Source organism: Paraburkholderia sp. SIMBA_053, assembly GCF_046534895.1.
GTDB classification, from domain to species: Bacteria; Pseudomonadota; Gammaproteobacteria; order Burkholderiales; family Burkholderiaceae; genus Paraburkholderia; species Paraburkholderia caledonica.
In genome coordinates this window covers 784,813-799,984 of sequence record NZ_JAWRXU010000001.1, presented here as the reverse complement: position 1 = coordinate 799,984, position 15,172 = coordinate 784,813, and the positions used below count along the sequence as shown (strand labels likewise).

The following is a 15,172-nucleotide window of genomic DNA, read 5'->3' as shown; positions in this document are numbered from 1 at the left end:
TTGAATGAGAAAGTCTGTGATTGCGGTATCCGTGTGCGCGACGCTTGGAGCATGCGGCGGCTCTTCCGATAACACATTGACGTTGCCGCACCTGAGCGCGGCCACACCGGCAACGCTGGTTGGAAGCTGCGCGGCGCTGGCGAGCAAATTGTCCTTCGCCAACACCACGTTCAATTCCGTGCAGGACGTACCGGCCGGAACGCTGACGGTGGCGAGCAAGCCAATCGCCGAGCATTGTGTCGTTCAAGGGCAGATGAATCAGCGCGTGAGCGCTGTCGACGGAAAGACCTACGCAATCGGCTTCGAGATGCGTCTGCCCGTTGCATGGAACGGAAGGTTTTTCTATCAGGCCAACGGCGGGCTCGACGGCAACGTGGTGACGGCGACCGGCGAGATCGGCGGAGGCGGGCCGCTCAACGATGCGCTGAACATGGGGTTTGCCGTGATCAGTTCCGACGCGGGACACTCATCGTCGCAGAATCCGCTATTCGGCCTCGATCCGCAGGCGCGTATCGACTACGGCTATAACGCGGTAGCGACGCTCACGCCGATGGCCAAGCAGGTCATTCGCACCGCCTACGGCAAGGCGCCGGATCGCAGTTATTTCGACGGTTGCTCGAACGGCGGGCGTCACGCGATGGTGGCGGCGGCGAGATCGTCGGCCGAATACGACGGGATCATTGCGGGCGATCCGGGCTTTCATTTGCCGAAGGCGGCCATCGGCGAAATGTGGGGCGCGCAGCAATTCGCAAAGGTTGCGACTGCGACAACCGCGAATGGCCTGCCCGACATCAAGACCGGCTTTACTGCCGCCGAACGCCAACTGGTGGCGTCGCGAATCATCGCAAAGTGCGATGCACTAGATGGTGTCGCCGACGGCATGGTGCAGGACATTAAGGCATGCCAGGCGAATTTCAACCTGGCCGCGGACTTGCCGACCTGCTCGGGCAACGTGCGTGACGGAACGTGCCTGACCACCGCGCAAAAAGAAGCGATCGGCAATGTGTTTTCGGGCGCGCGCAACAGCGCCGGCACCGCGTTGTACGCGAGCTTTCCCTACGACGCCGGCGTGAGCGGCGCGGGCTGGGCGGCATGGAAGCAGAGCAACTCCATCACGCTCGACCCCGCCGCCGCTGCATTTACGTTCACGACGCCGCCGCAAAGCGCTTCGCTGCTGAGCCAGTTGTCATCGTATGCATTGAACTTCAGCATGGACACCGACGCACCGAAGATCTTTGCGACGAGCGGCGCGTACACGGAATCGTCGTGGTCGTTCATGACGCCGCCCGACGAGGCCAATCTCGGCGCGCTCAGGCAACGCGGCGCGAAGCTGATGGTGTATCACGGCACGAGCGACCCGGTGTTTTCGTCGAACGATACGACCGACTGGTATCAACACGTGATGGCGGCCAATGGCGGCGATGCGAGCAGCTTCGCGCGGCTCTTCACGGTCGCGGGAATGAACCATTGCTCGGGCGGCCCCGCAGCCGATCAGTTCGACATGCTGACGCCAATGGTCGCCTGGGTGGAGCAGGGCAAGGCACCGGATAGCGTGATCGCGACCGCTCGCGATGCGAGCAATGCGATACCGAATAGCGAAGTGCCTGCGCAGTGGGGCGCGGGCCGCACGCGGCCGCTGTGTCCGTATCCGAAAGTCGCGCGCTATAAGGGCGGCGATGTGAACTCAGCAGCGAGCTTTTCGTGTAGTTGATGCATGCGTGAGCCGCGGTTCCACGGCCCGTTACTGGTGACGACAGTAATGATGTTTGCGGTCTTGCGGCGTCGGCTGGACGCGTTGTTAAGCGTCACCGCCGTCGCCGCTATTGTCCGCACATCGCGCATGCCGCGAACGTTTCAGTTATTGCGACTCGTACCACGAGTATGTCGGAAGCGAACTGATTGGCGGCGTGCCGATCTGCAATGTGACGTCGCGTAACGACGTCAACTCGATATTGCGCAGATCGCCCATGTAACGGCGCGAATCGCCGTTGTCGTTGATATACGCCACTACGTTCCCGGTGATGCCCGCGACGTTCGTGCTGGAGAGCGGCTGCCCCCAGATGTCGAAGAACTGACCCAGCGTGAACGTCTTGAGGGTCGGCGTTTCGATATGAATGATGCCGGTCTGGTCGTGCGTGTGCATTTCATAGTTGCACTGCGACAGTATGCCCACGTTCGCCGGCATGGCGAGCCATTGGCCGTCCTTGATGATCGCGAGATGCGCATGCACGTGGTACAGCTCGCTCATCCCGGCAGCACAGATCAAACCGTCGACCGTGGCGCCGTTCCCGCCGGTCGCCGTATTGCCGGCCGGCCAGTACTGGCTTCCCACCACGCCCAGATAGGCGAGCGTGACCGGATTCGGGTCGAAGGGCGGCGGATCGGTCCATGTGTAGGTGGGGATCTGCGTCAACGGCGTGCCGGTCATGATGGTTACTTCGCCATGCGGCGGAAGCACGAGACTCGCGGGATCGCCCTTGTATTGCGAAAGCGTGCCGCCGTCGTTCACATAGATCGTAACGGGTGATCCGTTCAGGCCCGCGACGTTCGACGCACCGAGCGTTTCGCCCCATATCGCAAAGAACTGGCCGAGTGTGTACGACGCGCCGGTGGTCGTATCCATGCGGATTTTGCCGCTTGCGTCGACGGTGTGCAGCGGATACGCGCAACCTGTCTGCGCCGTCATGGTCGGGCCGACCGTGCCGATGTTGGCGGGCACCGAGAGCAGGCGGCCGTTCTGATAGATCGACAGATGCGTGTAGGTATAGGCATTGCTGCGCAACCCGCAGTTCAGCCCGCCGACCGGCTGTCCGAGGCCGCCCGACGATGTCGAGCCCGTGGGCCAGTTTGCATCGCCTAGCGTCGTGCCGTCGATCACAGGCGTAGCGGCGGCCAGTGTCGGTGTAGTCGCGCTCGTGCCCGATGCGCCGGATGCCGGTGCAGCGGCGCCCGTGTTCGAGGCACCCCCGCCGCCTCCGCCGCCGCAACCTGCGACGATCAGTAAAACACCAATGGCGACAAACCGTGAGCCCAGCCGTTCCAACATCGCTTACTCCATGCGGTGGTTGAAGAGGAATTCGTAGAAGTAGATATCGCGCAGACGTCGCAGAGTCGCTTCGCTGCGTGGACCAGCTGCGAAAGAGAGGCGGCAATGAAGCCGGCGCATGCTCGCGAGCCCGCACGAAATCGGCAGGTTGAGGGTAGCAGATGCGGTTAAAAAACGAACCCGATGAATCACAACGTTTTGCGACTATTTCTGTCGCATTTAGGGGTGTCGGGCGATGCATCGATGCGATTCACTTGAAATGCACTTATGGTTCAGCGGCACTTCGTCGAGTGCTTTTAGGCGCAGTGGTTAATGGCGCATTGAGATATCGGCAAGCTCCCAGAAAAGAGTGCATGCCTCCATTAGCGGAGCACTTCGTTCCGATCCAAGTAAAATGCCGCAGTCGCCGCATCCTGCCGGCGTGGAACTGTCCGGTCAGCGATGCATGTCGATCTCCTCACCCTTTACCTGCTTTTAATCGGAACGCTATTCGCCAGTTCCGGAATGACGCTTTGGGAACACCAAAGCCATCCGCGGCGAAGCCGGGAGTTGCGAGTACTGGCAGCGGGATATGCGACGCTCGCAACCGGTTGCGCAGCGGCCGTGTTTCGTCACGATCTGCCCGCCCCGTGGGGCTCCGCGCTGAGCAATCTGGTCATTCTGACGGGCTACCTGCTGGTCCTGCACGGTGCCGCGTTGCTAAACGGGCGTCGATACCCGGCCGGTTCGCTCGGGTTGCTCCTTCTCATGGCGCTGACATGGGCAGTGGGCGGTGCGCGCTGGGAGAGCACCGTGTGGGCTTACGTGAGCGCGGTCGCAATCGCGGTGGCGAGCGGCATGACGTCCCGCGAGTTCCTTAGAAGCGACGACTTCAAAGCCTTCCAGTCACGGCGTATCGCGGTGGCGGTGACGGCAATCCACGCGCTTTTCTATGCCTTTCGGGCTCTCGTTCTTCCTTGGCTCGTGACGCGGTACGGAATGGGCCTGCTGCCCACCATCGGCGCAATCACGATGTACGAGGGCGTCCTGTACTCGGTCATTCTGCCGATGACCGTGCTGAAGATGATCCGCGAGGAAACGCATGGCCAACTCCTGCAAGAATCGCAAACTGACTACCTGACCCGTCTCGGGAATCGCAGATGGTTCTTCGAGGAAGGGATGCGTGTGCTCGGTGAGGGTCATGAAAGCGGTTCCGTGTCGCTGCTTGCGCTCGACCTCGACCACTTCAAGAAGCTCAACGATCGCTACGGTCACAAAACTGGCGATGAAGTGCTCAAATCATTCGCGCATGTCGCGCGCAGCGTGGTGGGGCGCGAGGCTGTGCTTGCCAGAATCGGCGGAGAAGAGTTCGCTGTGCTGTTGCCGCGCCATGACGAACGCCGCGCGCGCGAGGTGGGCGAGGCTATCGTCAGGGGTTTTGCACAGACCGTTTCGCACAGGGTGGATGGCGTTGATATTCAGGCTACGGTGAGCATCGGCCTCGCGCATTCCGGCGACGCGGGGCAGTCGCTTGCCGAACTGCTGGCCGCAGCCGACGAGGCGCTATACCGCGCCAAATCGTTGGGCGGCAACCGGCTCGAATCGGCACAGAATGCTGCGCGCCTCAGAGTGGTTAGATAACGATCTTTCCCCAACGGCAACGTGCGTTTCATCGAGCACAGGTCTTTCCACCGACGCCCAGTCAGCCTGCCGCCTTTGACCGGCTGAGCCATTCTTCCAGCCCGATGCGGCCGAGGCGCGCTTCGCCCAATGGCACAAGCGATAGCTCCTCGACGCGACCGCCGAAGTAGCGCGCCTCTGGATCGCGCACGACTTCGCGCGGATCTCCGATCGCCTTCAGGTAGCTCGCGATGATTTCGTCGAATGGGGCTCGTTGCGGACCCGCAATCTCGACAATGCCGTTGCGCGGCGCAGCAAGCGCGACATCGGCAACAAAGGCCGCGACGTCGTCGGATGCAATTGGCTGGAAGAATCCGGGCGAAAGCCTGACCGTGTTGCCCTCGGCGCTCGACGCGGCAATGCCGCCCAGAAATTCCAGGAACTGCGTCGAGCGAATGATGGTGTAGGGAATGCCCGAGGCCTCGATCAGCTTCTCCTGTGCGACCTTGGCGCGGAAATAGCCGTTCTCCGGCGTCCTGTCGGTTCCCACGATAGAAAGGGCGACATGATGGCCGACGCCGGCAGCGGCCTCCGCGGCGTGAAGGTTGCGACCGGAAGTCTCGAAGAATTCGAGCACTGCGCTGTCTTCGAACGACGGCGAATTGGCCAGGTCGATGACCACTTGCGCGCCTTGGAGCGCCTCCTGAAGGCCTTCTCCTGTGAGCGTGTTGATACCGCTTCTGGGCGACGCAGGGAGCACGTCGTGGCCGGCGTCGCGCAGAATCGTGACGGTCTTCGAGCCGATCAGGCCGGTGCCGCCGATAACAACGATCTTCATGATCGAGACCCCTCATAATTGACGGCAAGACGCCGCATAGCTTCATGGTAGGCGGACGCCGGGCGTGACGCCATGCGCGTGCAGGCACTCACGGTGTTGTCTTTACCGCACCAATCGCGGCCCGGCACCGCGCGCATCCGTCTGACGAACTCACGGTTCACTCGACCGTCGATAAAGCCGGCGCCGACGTCACCGTCGTGTCGCATGGCGGGTTCATCGCGCGCGTTTGCTCGATCATGTAGTCGACGAACACGCGGATGCGGGCCGGAAGGTGCTGGCGGCTCAGATAGCAAATGTAGTGACCTTCGTCGTCGGGCGCATATTGCGCGAGGCAACTCAGCAACTGGCGGTCGCCAAGCAGGTCACGCACCTGATAAGCCGGCAATTGTGCGATCCCGAGACCGTCGAGCACCGCCTGCAGGATCAGGTCAGGGTCGTTGTACGTGTGCTGTGCGGCGGGCTGATGCCGCAGCGGGTTGCCGTCCACCTTGAACTGCCAGTCCTTGACGCGGCCGGAGGCGTTGCGCAGGTTGATGCAGCGATGATCCGCAAGCTCGTCGACGTGGCGCGGCAGGCCGTGCTGGCGCGCATAGGCGGGCGATGCGCAGACGATCATCTGCATCGCAGTGAGCTGCCGCGCGACGATGCCGCTGTCTTCCATGCGCCCGTCGCGAAACGACACGTCCACGCGGTCGGCGGTGAAGTCGGCGGGGCGATCGTTCAGCAGCAGTTCGAGCGTGATGCCGGGATAGCGTGAGTGGAAGTCTCGCAATAGCGGCGCGACGATCTTGCGGCCGAAGCCGGAGGTCGACGCAATGCGCAAATGCCCGCGCGGCGGCCCGCTGCGCAGATCGCGCATGCCGTCGAGCGCCGCCACGATACGCTCGATGCCAGGCTGGCAGCTCTCGTAGAAGAGTTCGCCCTCGCGTGTGAGCGACGTGCTGCGGGTCGTGCGCAGGAACAGGCGCACTTCGAGTTGCGCCTCGAGCTTCTGCACATTGCGGCTAACCGAGGAGCGGCCGATGCCGAGGCGATCGCCCGCGCGGGCGAAACTGCCTTCATTGGCGACGGCCAGGAATGAAACGACGCCGGCATAGGTGGTCGCAAAGCTGCTCGCGAACGGGTCCTGGCTGCCGGCTACAGGGCGAGGTGATCGGTAATCTGACATGCGGCGCGACTCGTGAGGTCTAAAACCGGCTAGACGTATCAGTCGCGTCGTTTGTGACATCGCCCGTGGTTTTGCGGCGCCGGCGCCGCGCGCCGCATGTGGATTCAACCGTTCGAACAGGCCGCGGCAAGGCGCGCGAGCTTCTCGGGATTGCGCTGCACGAGGATGCGGACAATGCGCTCATTGTCCGTTTCGACCGCTTGTGCCGATTCGAGCTTGCCTTCGAAAAAGCGCAGCAGCGCCCACTCACCGTTGAGCACCACGAGCCTGATACTGAGTTCGCTGCCATAGCGGCGCGACGACGCGTAGAACAGCTGCGCGATTCTGCGGCCGCCGAGCATCGGCTGGGGCGCACTCGGCACTTTGCCGCCACCGTCGCCGATCAGCATGGCGTCTTCGGCGAGTAACGCATTGATCGCGGGGAAGTCGCCGCGCTCGACGGCCTGCGCGAACATCTGCAAAAGCCGATGATGCGTCTCCTGCGGCACGGCATTACGCGGACGCTCTTCGCGAAGTTGGCCTTTGGCACGGCTCACGAGCTGGCGGCAGGCCGCCTCGCTCTTGCCGATTGCGCGGGCCACTTCGTCGTAGTCGGCATCGAAAACTTCGCGTAAGAGGAAGGCGGCGCGCGCTTCGGGCGTCAGCCGTTCCAGCAGCATCAGGAACGCGACGGACACGTCGTCGCTGCGTTCGACCGCCTCCTCGGGCGTGGCGGGCGAGCCGGTCATTTGCGGTTCGGGCAACCAGATGCCCGTATAGTGCTCGCGCTGCGTTTTGGCAGCGCGCAAACGGTCGATGGACACGCGGGTCGTGACCGCGACGAGCCATGCTTCCGCGTTGTCGATTTTTTCGCGCGCGGCCGCATGCCAGCGCAGCCAGACGTCCTGCACGATGTCTTCGGCTTCCGCTACGGAGCCGAGCATTCGATAAGCGATTTTCTGCAAGCGCGGGCGCAGGCCGTTGAAGGCGCTGACGTCGTCGTCCATGGAGGTTTCCTGTTGCGTTGATACAGGCCTCGCTCGAAGAGCGGGCCGGCAACCGAATATTGCCATGGACGATCTGTCTTGCGAGCGACAGCCTTAAACGCCGGGTCGGCTCGACGGGAATCCGGGCAGGATCGGACTCCGGCGCGTGAGCGAACCAGCAGTCGCGCTCACATACCGCCTCTCGACCGGTTTCAGCCGAGCGCCACCACGGCGATCTCCACCAGCAATTCCGGCGCGGCAAGCTGCGCTTGCACGGTCGCGCGCGTGGGCGCGCAGCCTTGCGGAACCCACGCGTCCCATACCTCGTTCATGCCGCCGAAGTCGCGCGCAATATCCGCGAGCCATACCTGGGCGGAAACGAGTCTCGTCTTGTCGATGCCGGCCTTCTCCAGGAAGCCGTCGATCTTCTCCAGCACCTTCGCGGTCTGCACTTTCACGTCCGGCGCGTGATCCGCGGAAGTCTGGCCGCCGATGAATACGAGGCCGGCAGCCTTGACGACGCGGCTCATACGTTGATTGGTTTCGATGCGAACAATATCGGTCATGACAATGTCTCTGGTTGAGGTCGAACGAAGCCGCCGCGCGCGCTCATGAAACGCGCGACGGAGCAAAAAGGGAACCGCTTATTGCGTGACGAGATGCGCCGGGCTTCCAGACGAAGACGAAGAAGACGCCGCGTTGCGCTCGAACCGGTCGATCCGGAATGCATCCAGCGAAATGGAAGGCGTGCCGTCGAGCATCAGCTCGGACACGAGCTTGCCGCAACCGGGTCCTAACTGAAAGCCGCTGCCGCAATAGCCGAACGAGTAGTACAGGTTCGACGCCTTGCGGCTTGCGGAGATGACTGGCAGTTCGTCTTCGGTGAAGGCCTCGACGCCGGCCCACGCACGGTTCACGCCGAGATTGCGCAGATGAGGGAACAGGTCGGTTACCGTCCGTGCACTGCGCACGAGCCGCGCGAAGTCGACTTCGCCGTGACGGTTCGACAGATCGGCGATACCGATCAGCTTCCCGCCGATCACCACGGTACCGTTGTCGAACTGCTTGAACGACAACGGGCGGCCGGTTGCACCGAGCGTGGCACGACAGAACGGCGCGACGCGATGCGTGACCATCAGCATCAGACCTTCCGGGTGCACCGGCACGGGCTCGCCCACCTGCTTCGCCAGTTCGCCGGACCACGCGCCCGCGGTGACGAGCAGCTTCTCCGCGCTGAAGGTGCCGCGCGGCGTGAAGGCGAGCCAGCGCGTGCCGCGTTGTTCGATGCGGTGCACGGCGGTGCCTTCCAGGAAACGGGCGCCGAGACGCTGGGCCGCGAGGCGGAATGCCGTCGTGGTTCGAAAGGGCAGCGCATAGCCGTCACGCTCGACCCAGATTCCACCTGTGACGTGCCGCGCGAGCGCCGGTTCGAGTTCGAGCACGGTGTCGCGGTCGATTACTTTCTCGTGTGTGAATCCGTGCGATTCGAGCAGCGCAACGCGCTCGCGGCATGCCTGCAGTTCGTCGTCGGTCTCGGCGATCTTCAACTGGCCTGAAGGCACGAAGCCGCCATCCTCGCCGAGCAGGTCGGTCATGCCATGCCAGATTTCGCGCGACATCAGAGCGAGCGGAATCTCGGGCAACGGACGGCCCAGCGTTCGCACGCCGCCCGCGTTGACGCCCGACGAATGACGCGCGACGTAATCGGCTTCGAGCACGATCACTTTCGCGCCGCGGCGCGCGAGATGAAGCGCGCTGCTCGTGCCGTGCAGCCCGCCGCCGACCACGAGCACATCGGCTTCCTGGATGACGGTCGTGTCATTCACCGGCCAGTTCTCCAAGCGTGAGCGGCTTGATCGGCGGACGGATGCGGTAGTAGCCGACTTCGGCGGGCGAGACGCGGCGCGCATCGGCGATCACCTCCGTCACCGTCAGACCGCACATGCGCCCCTGGCACGGACCCATGCCGCAGCGTCCGAACGACTTGGCCTGATTCGGCCCGACGCAGCCCAACTCGACGAACTTGCGCAACTCGCCCGCAGTGACTTCCTCGCAACGACACACAATCGTCTCGTCGCGCGGAATACGGTTGATGTCGCGAGGGCGGTACAGGCTGTCGAGAAACGGCCGGATACGCATGACGCCCGCGAGGTCGCGGCGGTGCTCGACGGCTTGCGCATCGCGTGCGGCGGCGGTGATCGCGCCGAGCTGCGCGGCTGCCGCGAGGCCGGCGAGTGCGCCCTGCAAGGCCGCCGCCTGCGCGCCGCCAATGCCCGCGCCATCGCCGGCGATGAAAATGCCGGGCACGTCCAGTTCGCCCCATGCGTTCACTTTCGGGGTGAAGCAGAGTTGGTCGTTGTCCCAGCGGTGCGACGCGCGCAGCGCCTGCGTGAATTGCGTGTTCGGCACCACGCCCTGATGCAGAAGAATCACGTCGGCTTCAAGACGATGCGCGTTGCCTTGGGTCGTGAAGTGCAGCGCGGCGGCGCGCTCCACATGATCTGCGCCGACGCGCGCTTCCACGCGCAAGTCGTCGGCCGCCTCGAAAATGGGCACGCCGGCATTGCGCAGCGTGCGGATCAGTTGCAGGCCTTTGCTCAGGAACGGCCATGCGCGCAGCGCAGAAAGCATGTGACGTTTCGCGCGCCAGCGATCCTCGTGGCGCGTGGTATCGACGAGCGCTCGAATCGGCACGCCGGCGCGGACGTATTGCCAGCCGAGCAGATACAGCAGCGGTCCGCAGCCCGCTAGCACCGGCGGTGCGGCAGGCACTTCGCCCGCGCTCTTCAAAAGGATCTGCGCGGCGCCCGCCGTCAGCACTCCCGGCAGCGTCCAGCCGGGGATAGGAAACGGGCGCTCGAGTGCGCCGCTCGCGAGAATCACGCGTTGGGCGTCGAAGCTGCCGATCTTGCCGTCCTTCAGATAATTGATGCCCCGCTCGCGCGTGACTTGCCACACAGTTGCGTTGGTGACGTGACGCGCGCCGGAGGCGGCGAATGCATCGGCGATCGCCGCGCCCGCCGCGTAATCGGGTCCGAGTATCTCCTTGCGGCGCGCATCGGCGCGGCCGATGCCGCGATAGATCTGGCCGCCCACGGCGTCCTGTTCGTCGATCAGCACCGTCTTCAGTCCGGCGCGCGCCGTGCGCGTGGCCGCGCTCATGCCGGCGGGACCGGCGCCGATCACGACGACGTCCACTGCTTCGGAAACAAAATCAGCGGCCATGGGCGTTCTCCAAAGGTACATCTGTCAAATCTGCGGGCGGCAGATCGCGCGCGCCTTCCTGCGAGCGGATTCGCATGCCCGCCTTGACCTCGACCATGCAGGCCTGGCGGCTCGGCACGCCGTCTATCTCGACGAGGCATTCGAAGCACGCGCCCATCATGCAGAACGGTGCGCGCGGAGCGCCCGACACCGGCGTCGCGCGAAACCGCGAAACGCCCGCGGCAAGCAGCGCTGCCGCGACGGAGCGGCCATCCGGCACGGTCAGCGGCTGATCGTTGAACCAGATTGCGACGGGTGTGGCGGCCGGGCCTTGCGCGCCGTCGAGCGGCTTGAAAAGGGCGTGAGTCGGCATTTGAGTCGATTGAGTAGTCATGTCGAATTCAATGTGCGGGAATCAGCTCTCGCGCGTGCTCGAAGCGTCGCGCGGAGAAGGTGGGCAGTTCGCCGGGCATCGGCGCGCCCATGATCCACGTCGCGACGCGCAGCGCATGCGCGGCTGCCAGCGTCACGCCGCTATGGCAAGTGACGACGAACGCGCCGGGATGCGCCACGGACTGGTCGTAGATCGGAAAGCCGTCGGGACTGTAGACGCGCAACGCGGCCCACATGCGCACGAGCCGCACGTGTTGCAGCATCGGGAATGCACGCACGCCACGCCGGGCGATGTCAGCAAGCACATGGGTAGTCGTGAAATCGTCGAAGCCGACTTCTTCCATCGAATCGCCGAACTGCAGGCTGCCCTCGTCGGTCTGGCGCACGTTGAGCGTCGGATAGTGGAGAAACGGCGCAACGCGCTCGCTCACCAGCACCTGGCCGCGGTTCGGCGCGACCGGCGCGTCGAGCCCGACGAACGGCGCGAGCGCGCGATTGCCGAGTCCCGCCGCAAGCACGACCTTTGCAGCACGATAGGTCCCGCGTTTTCCGTGCACGACGAAGCCGTGCGCTTGCGGTTCGATGCGCTGCGCCCGCTCGCTCGACACGAGGCGCACGCCGCGAGCCTGCATTGCGGTATGCAGCGCGCGCAGCAGCTTGAGCGGATTCACATGGCCGTCCATCGGCGTGTAGCTCGCGCCGATTACTGCAGGCCCGACTTGCGGAATGCGCGCGCGGACTTCGGCGGCATCGAGCATCTGATACGGGTAATCGCCCAGTTCGGCTTGCAGAGTAGAGAGGCGTTTGTTGCGTTCGGCGAGTTCGTCGTCGTTGAAGCAGAAGTGGAAGCCGCCCGGCTGCTTCAGCGCGACGTCTATGCCGCTCTCCTCCAGCAGCGCCTTCGCGAGTTGCGGCCAGCGCGTGGCCGAACTGCGCGACCAGCGTGCGTATGGAGACAGGCCGTAACCCTTGCCCTGGATCCAGACCAGGCCGAAATTGCCGCGTGACGCGCGAAAGCCGCCGTCGTCCTCGTCCAGCACGGTTACGCGCGCGCCTTCGCGGGCAAGTCCGTAGGCCACGGCCGAACCCACGAGGCCGCCGCCTATGACGACCACGTCCGCGAGCGTATCGGGACTCGCGGCGGTGCTTGTCAATGTCATTGCGCTTCTCCGATCAGAATGCGGTCCAGTCCGACCATGCGGTCGAGCAGGACCATCAGCAGGACCGTGCCCACGATCAGCACCGCCGACACCGAAGCGACGAGCGGATCGATCGTCTGCGCGATCTGGTTGTACATGGCGACGGGCAGGGTGGTTGTGCCCGGAGTTGCGACGAAGATGGTCATCGTGAGTTCGTCGAAACTCTGGATGAACGAGAGCACCCAGCCGCCCGCTACGCCGGTGCGGATCATCGGCAGGACCACGCGGCGAAACGCGGTAAAGCGGCTTGCACCGCAGGAGAGTGCGGCGCGTTGCGCATCGCGATCGAGTCCGACTGCCGACGACAACGCGAGACGCAGCGCATACGGCAGCACGATGACCACATGCGCGCACACCAGCGACCAGAACGAGCCCGACAGATGCAGCAGCGACAGAAAGCGCAGAAACGCGATGCCGAGCACGACGGCGGGAATCATCATCGGTGAAAGAAAGAAGCTCGTGAGCGCGGCGCGGCCAGGAAAGCGATAGCGCGCGATGGCGAGCGCGGCGGGCACCGCGAGCAATACGCCGATGGTCGCGGCCGCGAACGCAAGCCGCACCGACAGCCAGAAGGCCGAGACAATGTCGCCGTTCTCGAAGATCGCGCGAAACCAGCGCAGCGACGCGCCGTCGAAAGGCATCGAGATAAAGCCCTTGTCGGTGAAAGCGACGAGCATCACCACGACGAGGGGCGCAAGAATGAAGCTCAGGAAAAACGCGTTGTAGACGAGCCCGAGAATGCCGTTCTGTTTCATGATCGCTCTCCTTCGCTCAATCGAAGATGTGCCGGAAACGGCGTTCGGCGACTCGACTGCAGCCCATCACGATGGCCACGTTGGCAATCAGCAGCAGCACGGCGATGCTCGCGCCGAGCGGCCAGTTGAGCGTGCCGAGGAATTCGTCGTAGGCGGCAGTGGCGACCACCTTCAGGCGCCGCCCGCCGATCAGCGCAGGCGTGGCGAAAGCGGATGCCGACAGCGCGAACACGATGATCGAGCCCGACAGCACGCCCGGCATGATCTGCGGCAGCACCACGCGGCGAAACACCGCGAACGGCGAGCCGCCGAGCGAGCGGCCGGCCCATTCCACTTGCGGATCGAGCTTCTGCATGGTCGCCCAGACCGACATCACCATGAACGGCACGAGCACATGGGTGAGCGCGATGATCATGCCCGTCATGGTGAATACCAGACGGATCGGCTCGCTGGTGACGTGCAGCGACTGGAGCACGTTGTTCAGCACACCGTTGTTGCCGAGCAGAATCTGCCAGCCGAGCGTGCGCACCACCACCGAAATCAGCAAAGGCCCCAGTACGACCAGCAGACACAGCGACTGCCACGGACGCTTCATCCGTGCGAGCACGATGGTCTCGGGCACGCCGAGCACGATGGACAGCAGCGTGACGGCGAAGGCCAGCCCCGCGGTGCGCAGGAAGATCGTGCCGTAGTACGGGTCGCTGACCACCTCCCAGTAGTTCTTCAGCGTATAGGCTGCGGTGACGCCGGCCGTATCGCTGAACACGCGGAACGACAGCATCAGTGTGAGCAGCAGCGGCACCAGTAAGAGACCGACAAAGAGCAGCAGCGCCGGCCCCGACAGCAACCACGGCGCCGCGCCGGGGCGATCGTCGTCAAGCGTGGCCATGAGCGCCCTCCGGACGGTCTTGCGTCAGCACGCGCAGGTCGTCGTCGGTCCATGCGAGGCCCACTTCATGGCCTTCCTCGGGCGGCGGCGCACCGTGGTTCGGCTGCGCGACCCGCAGCTTGCCGAGTTCGGTGTCTACCTCGAGCAGCCACTGATTACCGACGAACACACGCGTCGCGATGCGCCCGCGCAGCCGGGCATCGCCGTTGGCAAGGTGCACTTTCTCCGGCCGGATATACACATGCACTGCGCCGTCCACATGGCGGCCTTCGTGCGGCACATGCAGTGTGGTGCCCGCGACGTCGACCTCCGCGCAACGTGGATTACGGCGCAACACCTCGCCGGAGAACGCGTTGGTGCGGCCGAGAAACGTGGACGCAAAAGGCGTAGCGGGGCGCTCATAGGCGTCGTAGGGCGTGCTCAGTTGCGCAATGACGCCGCGATGCATGACGGCGATGCGATCGCTCATGGTCATTGCCTCGACCTGGTCGTGCGTAACCAGAATCGTCGTGATGCCGAGGCGCTTCTGGATCGCGCGCAGTTCGATGTGCATCTCTTCGCGCAGCTTGGCGTCGAGATTGGACATCGGCTCGTCGAGCAGCAGCAGTTCGGGTTCCATGGCAATGGCGCGTGCGATTGCGACGCGTTGCCGCTGGCCGCCCGACAGTTCCTTCGGATAGCGATGCCCGAGGCCCTTGAGGCGCACGAGAGACAGCGCTTCGGCAACACGCTCCTCGCGCTCCTTGCGCCTGACCTTGCGCATCTCCAGCCCGAAGCCGACGTTGCCTGCGACCGTCATGTGCGGAAACAGCGCGTAGCTCTGGAACACGACGCCGATGCCGCGCTTCTCAGGACGCTCGTTCGTGATGTCGCGTCCATCGAGCAGGATGCGGCCGGTGGTCGGCGAGACGAACCCGGCGACCATCTGCAGCGTGGTGGTCTTGCCGCAGCCGGACGGGCCGAGCAGCGCAAGCAGCTCGCCGCGTTCGACGTCCAGATCGATGTGCTCGATCGCGGTGAAATCGCCGTAGCGTTTCGAAATGCCTTGCAGAGTCAGGAAGGCCATACGCCTCGCTCCTTCATCAGATCGCGCGCCGCGCGAGGGACTTGCCGGTG

The 15,172-nt window shown here is 64.2% G+C and carries 14 protein-coding genes; 2 read left to right on the top strand and 12 right to left on the bottom strand.

What is annotated here, in order from left to right; translation table 11 throughout:
- The first annotated feature begins 4 nt into the window (after positions 1-4).
- Positions 5-1,711 (top strand): tannase/feruloyl esterase family alpha/beta hydrolase, encoded by a 1,707-nt coding sequence (locus SB753_RS03685; RefSeq protein ID WP_410799011.1) that lies wholly within the window; start codon positions 5-7, stop codon positions 1,709-1,711.
- Positions 1,712-1,858: 147 nt separating this feature from the next.
- Here the strand turns inward: SB753_RS03685 and SB753_RS03680 are convergent, their stop codons facing one another.
- Positions 1,859-3,046, bottom strand: a complete 1,188-nt coding sequence (locus SB753_RS03680) for a hypothetical protein (RefSeq protein WP_408414025.1) — start codon at positions 3,044-3,046, stop codon at positions 1,859-1,861.
- 441 nt (positions 3,047-3,487) lie between these two features.
- Between SB753_RS03680 and SB753_RS03675 the strand changes: the two genes are divergently transcribed.
- On the top strand, positions 3,488-4,666 hold the full coding sequence (locus SB753_RS03675; protein ID WP_410799009.1) for a diguanylate cyclase domain-containing protein: 1,179 nt from the start codon (positions 3,488-3,490) through the stop codon (positions 4,664-4,666).
- Between the two features lie 61 nt (positions 4,667-4,727).
- On the opposite strand, the gene SB753_RS03670 is transcribed toward SB753_RS03675, so the two are convergent.
- The 11 genes from SB753_RS03670 to SB753_RS03620 form a co-directional block, all read right to left on the bottom strand.
- Positions 4,728-5,483 (bottom strand): SDR family oxidoreductase, encoded by a 756-nt coding sequence (locus SB753_RS03670; protein ID WP_410799007.1) that lies wholly within the window; start codon positions 5,481-5,483, stop codon positions 4,728-4,730.
- Between the two features lie 157 nt (positions 5,484-5,640).
- Positions 5,641-6,651 (bottom strand): LysR family transcriptional regulator, encoded by a 1,011-nt coding sequence (locus tag SB753_RS03665; RefSeq protein ID WP_288827324.1) that lies wholly within the window; start codon positions 6,649-6,651, stop codon positions 5,641-5,643.
- Positions 6,652-6,755: 104 nt separating this feature from the next.
- Positions 6,756-7,637 carry an RNA polymerase sigma-70 factor gene (locus SB753_RS03660; RefSeq protein WP_131318788.1) on the bottom strand — a complete coding sequence of 294 codons (882 nt, stop codon included), beginning with the start codon at positions 7,635-7,637 and terminating at the stop codon, positions 6,756-6,758.
- 191 nt (positions 7,638-7,828) lie between these two features.
- Complete coding sequence (locus tag SB753_RS03655) at positions 7,829-8,182, bottom strand: RidA family protein (RefSeq protein ID WP_020066291.1); 354 nt, start codon at positions 8,180-8,182, stop codon at positions 7,829-7,831.
- Positions 8,183-8,260: 78 nt separating this feature from the next.
- Positions 8,261-9,442: an NAD(P)/FAD-dependent oxidoreductase gene (locus tag SB753_RS03650; protein WP_410799005.1), complete on the bottom strand. Its 1,182-nt coding sequence runs from the start codon at positions 9,440-9,442 to the stop codon at positions 8,261-8,263.
- Positions 9,435-10,841, bottom strand: a complete 1,407-nt coding sequence (locus tag SB753_RS03645; protein WP_410799004.1) for an FAD-dependent oxidoreductase — start codon at positions 10,839-10,841, stop codon at positions 9,435-9,437. Before SB753_RS03645 ends, SB753_RS03650 begins: the two co-directional genes overlap by 8 nt.
- Positions 10,831-11,214: a (2Fe-2S)-binding protein gene (locus tag SB753_RS03640; RefSeq protein ID WP_410799003.1), complete on the bottom strand. Its 384-nt coding sequence runs from the start codon at positions 11,212-11,214 to the stop codon at positions 10,831-10,833. The genes SB753_RS03645 and SB753_RS03640 overlap by 11 nt, the downstream gene beginning before the upstream one ends.
- Positions 11,215-11,221: 7 nt before the next feature.
- The gene (locus SB753_RS03635; RefSeq protein WP_410799001.1) at positions 11,222-12,373 is read right to left on the bottom strand and encodes an NAD(P)/FAD-dependent oxidoreductase; all 1,152 of its coding nucleotides are present in this window, start codon (positions 12,371-12,373) and stop codon (positions 11,222-11,224) included.
- A complete protein-coding gene (locus tag SB753_RS03630; protein ID WP_410798999.1) occupies positions 12,370-13,167 on the bottom strand; it encodes an ABC transporter permease in 798 nt (265 codons plus the stop codon). Before SB753_RS03630 ends, SB753_RS03635 begins: the two co-directional genes overlap by 4 nt.
- 16 nt (positions 13,168-13,183) lie before the next feature.
- Positions 13,184-14,056, bottom strand: a complete 873-nt coding sequence (locus SB753_RS03625) for an ABC transporter permease (protein WP_020066285.1) — start codon at positions 14,054-14,056, stop codon at positions 13,184-13,186.
- Entirely contained in the window at positions 14,043-15,122 is a 1,080-nt protein-coding gene (locus SB753_RS03620; RefSeq protein ID WP_087753361.1) for an ABC transporter ATP-binding protein, read from the bottom strand. Before SB753_RS03620 ends, SB753_RS03625 begins: the two co-directional genes overlap by 14 nt.
- Positions 15,123-15,172 lie beyond the last annotated feature (50 nt).

What these genes read in the sequence shown, in the direction of transcription:
- SB753_RS03660 (WP_131318788.1), bottom strand. Translation starts at nt 7,637, where the DNA reads ATGGACGACGACGTCAGCGCCTTCAACGGCCTGCGCCCGCGCTTGCAG.
- SB753_RS03655 (WP_020066291.1), bottom strand. Translation starts at nt 8,182, where the DNA reads ATGACCGATATTGTTCGCATCGAAACCAATCAACGTATGAGCCGCGTC.
- SB753_RS03625 (WP_020066285.1), bottom strand. Translation starts at nt 14,056, where the DNA reads ATGGCCACGCTTGACGACGATCGCCCCGGCGCGGCGCCGTGGTTGCTG.
- SB753_RS03640 (WP_410799003.1), bottom strand. Translation starts at nt 11,214, where the DNA reads ATGACTACTCAATCGACTCAAATGCCGACTCACGCCCTTTTCAAGCCG.
- SB753_RS03620 (WP_087753361.1), bottom strand. Translation starts at nt 15,122, where the DNA reads ATGGCCTTCCTGACTCTGCAAGGCATTTCGAAACGCTACGGCGATTTC.
- SB753_RS03635 (WP_410799001.1), bottom strand. Translation starts at nt 12,373, where the DNA reads ATGACATTGACAAGCACCGCCGCGAGTCCCGATACGCTCGCGGACGTG.
- SB753_RS03645 (WP_410799004.1), bottom strand. Translation starts at nt 10,841, where the DNA reads ATGGCCGCTGATTTTGTTTCCGAAGCAGTGGACGTCGTCGTGATCGGC.
- SB753_RS03665 (WP_288827324.1), bottom strand. Translation starts at nt 6,651, where the DNA reads ATGTCAGATTACCGATCACCTCGCCCTGTAGCCGGCAGCCAGGACCCG.
- SB753_RS03680 (WP_408414025.1), bottom strand. Translation starts at nt 3,046, where the DNA reads ATGTTGGAACGGCTGGGCTCACGGTTTGTCGCCATTGGTGTTTTACTG.
- SB753_RS03670 (WP_410799007.1), bottom strand. Translation starts at nt 5,483, where the DNA reads ATGAAGATCGTTGTTATCGGCGGCACCGGCCTGATCGGCTCGAAGACC.
- SB753_RS03675 (WP_410799009.1), top strand. Translation starts at nt 3,488, where the DNA reads ATGCATGTCGATCTCCTCACCCTTTACCTGCTTTTAATCGGAACGCTA.
- SB753_RS03685 (WP_410799011.1), top strand. Translation starts at nt 5, where the DNA reads ATGAGAAAGTCTGTGATTGCGGTATCCGTGTGCGCGACGCTTGGAGCA.
- SB753_RS03630 (WP_410798999.1), bottom strand. Translation starts at nt 13,167, where the DNA reads ATGAAACAGAACGGCATTCTCGGGCTCGTCTACAACGCGTTTTTCCTG.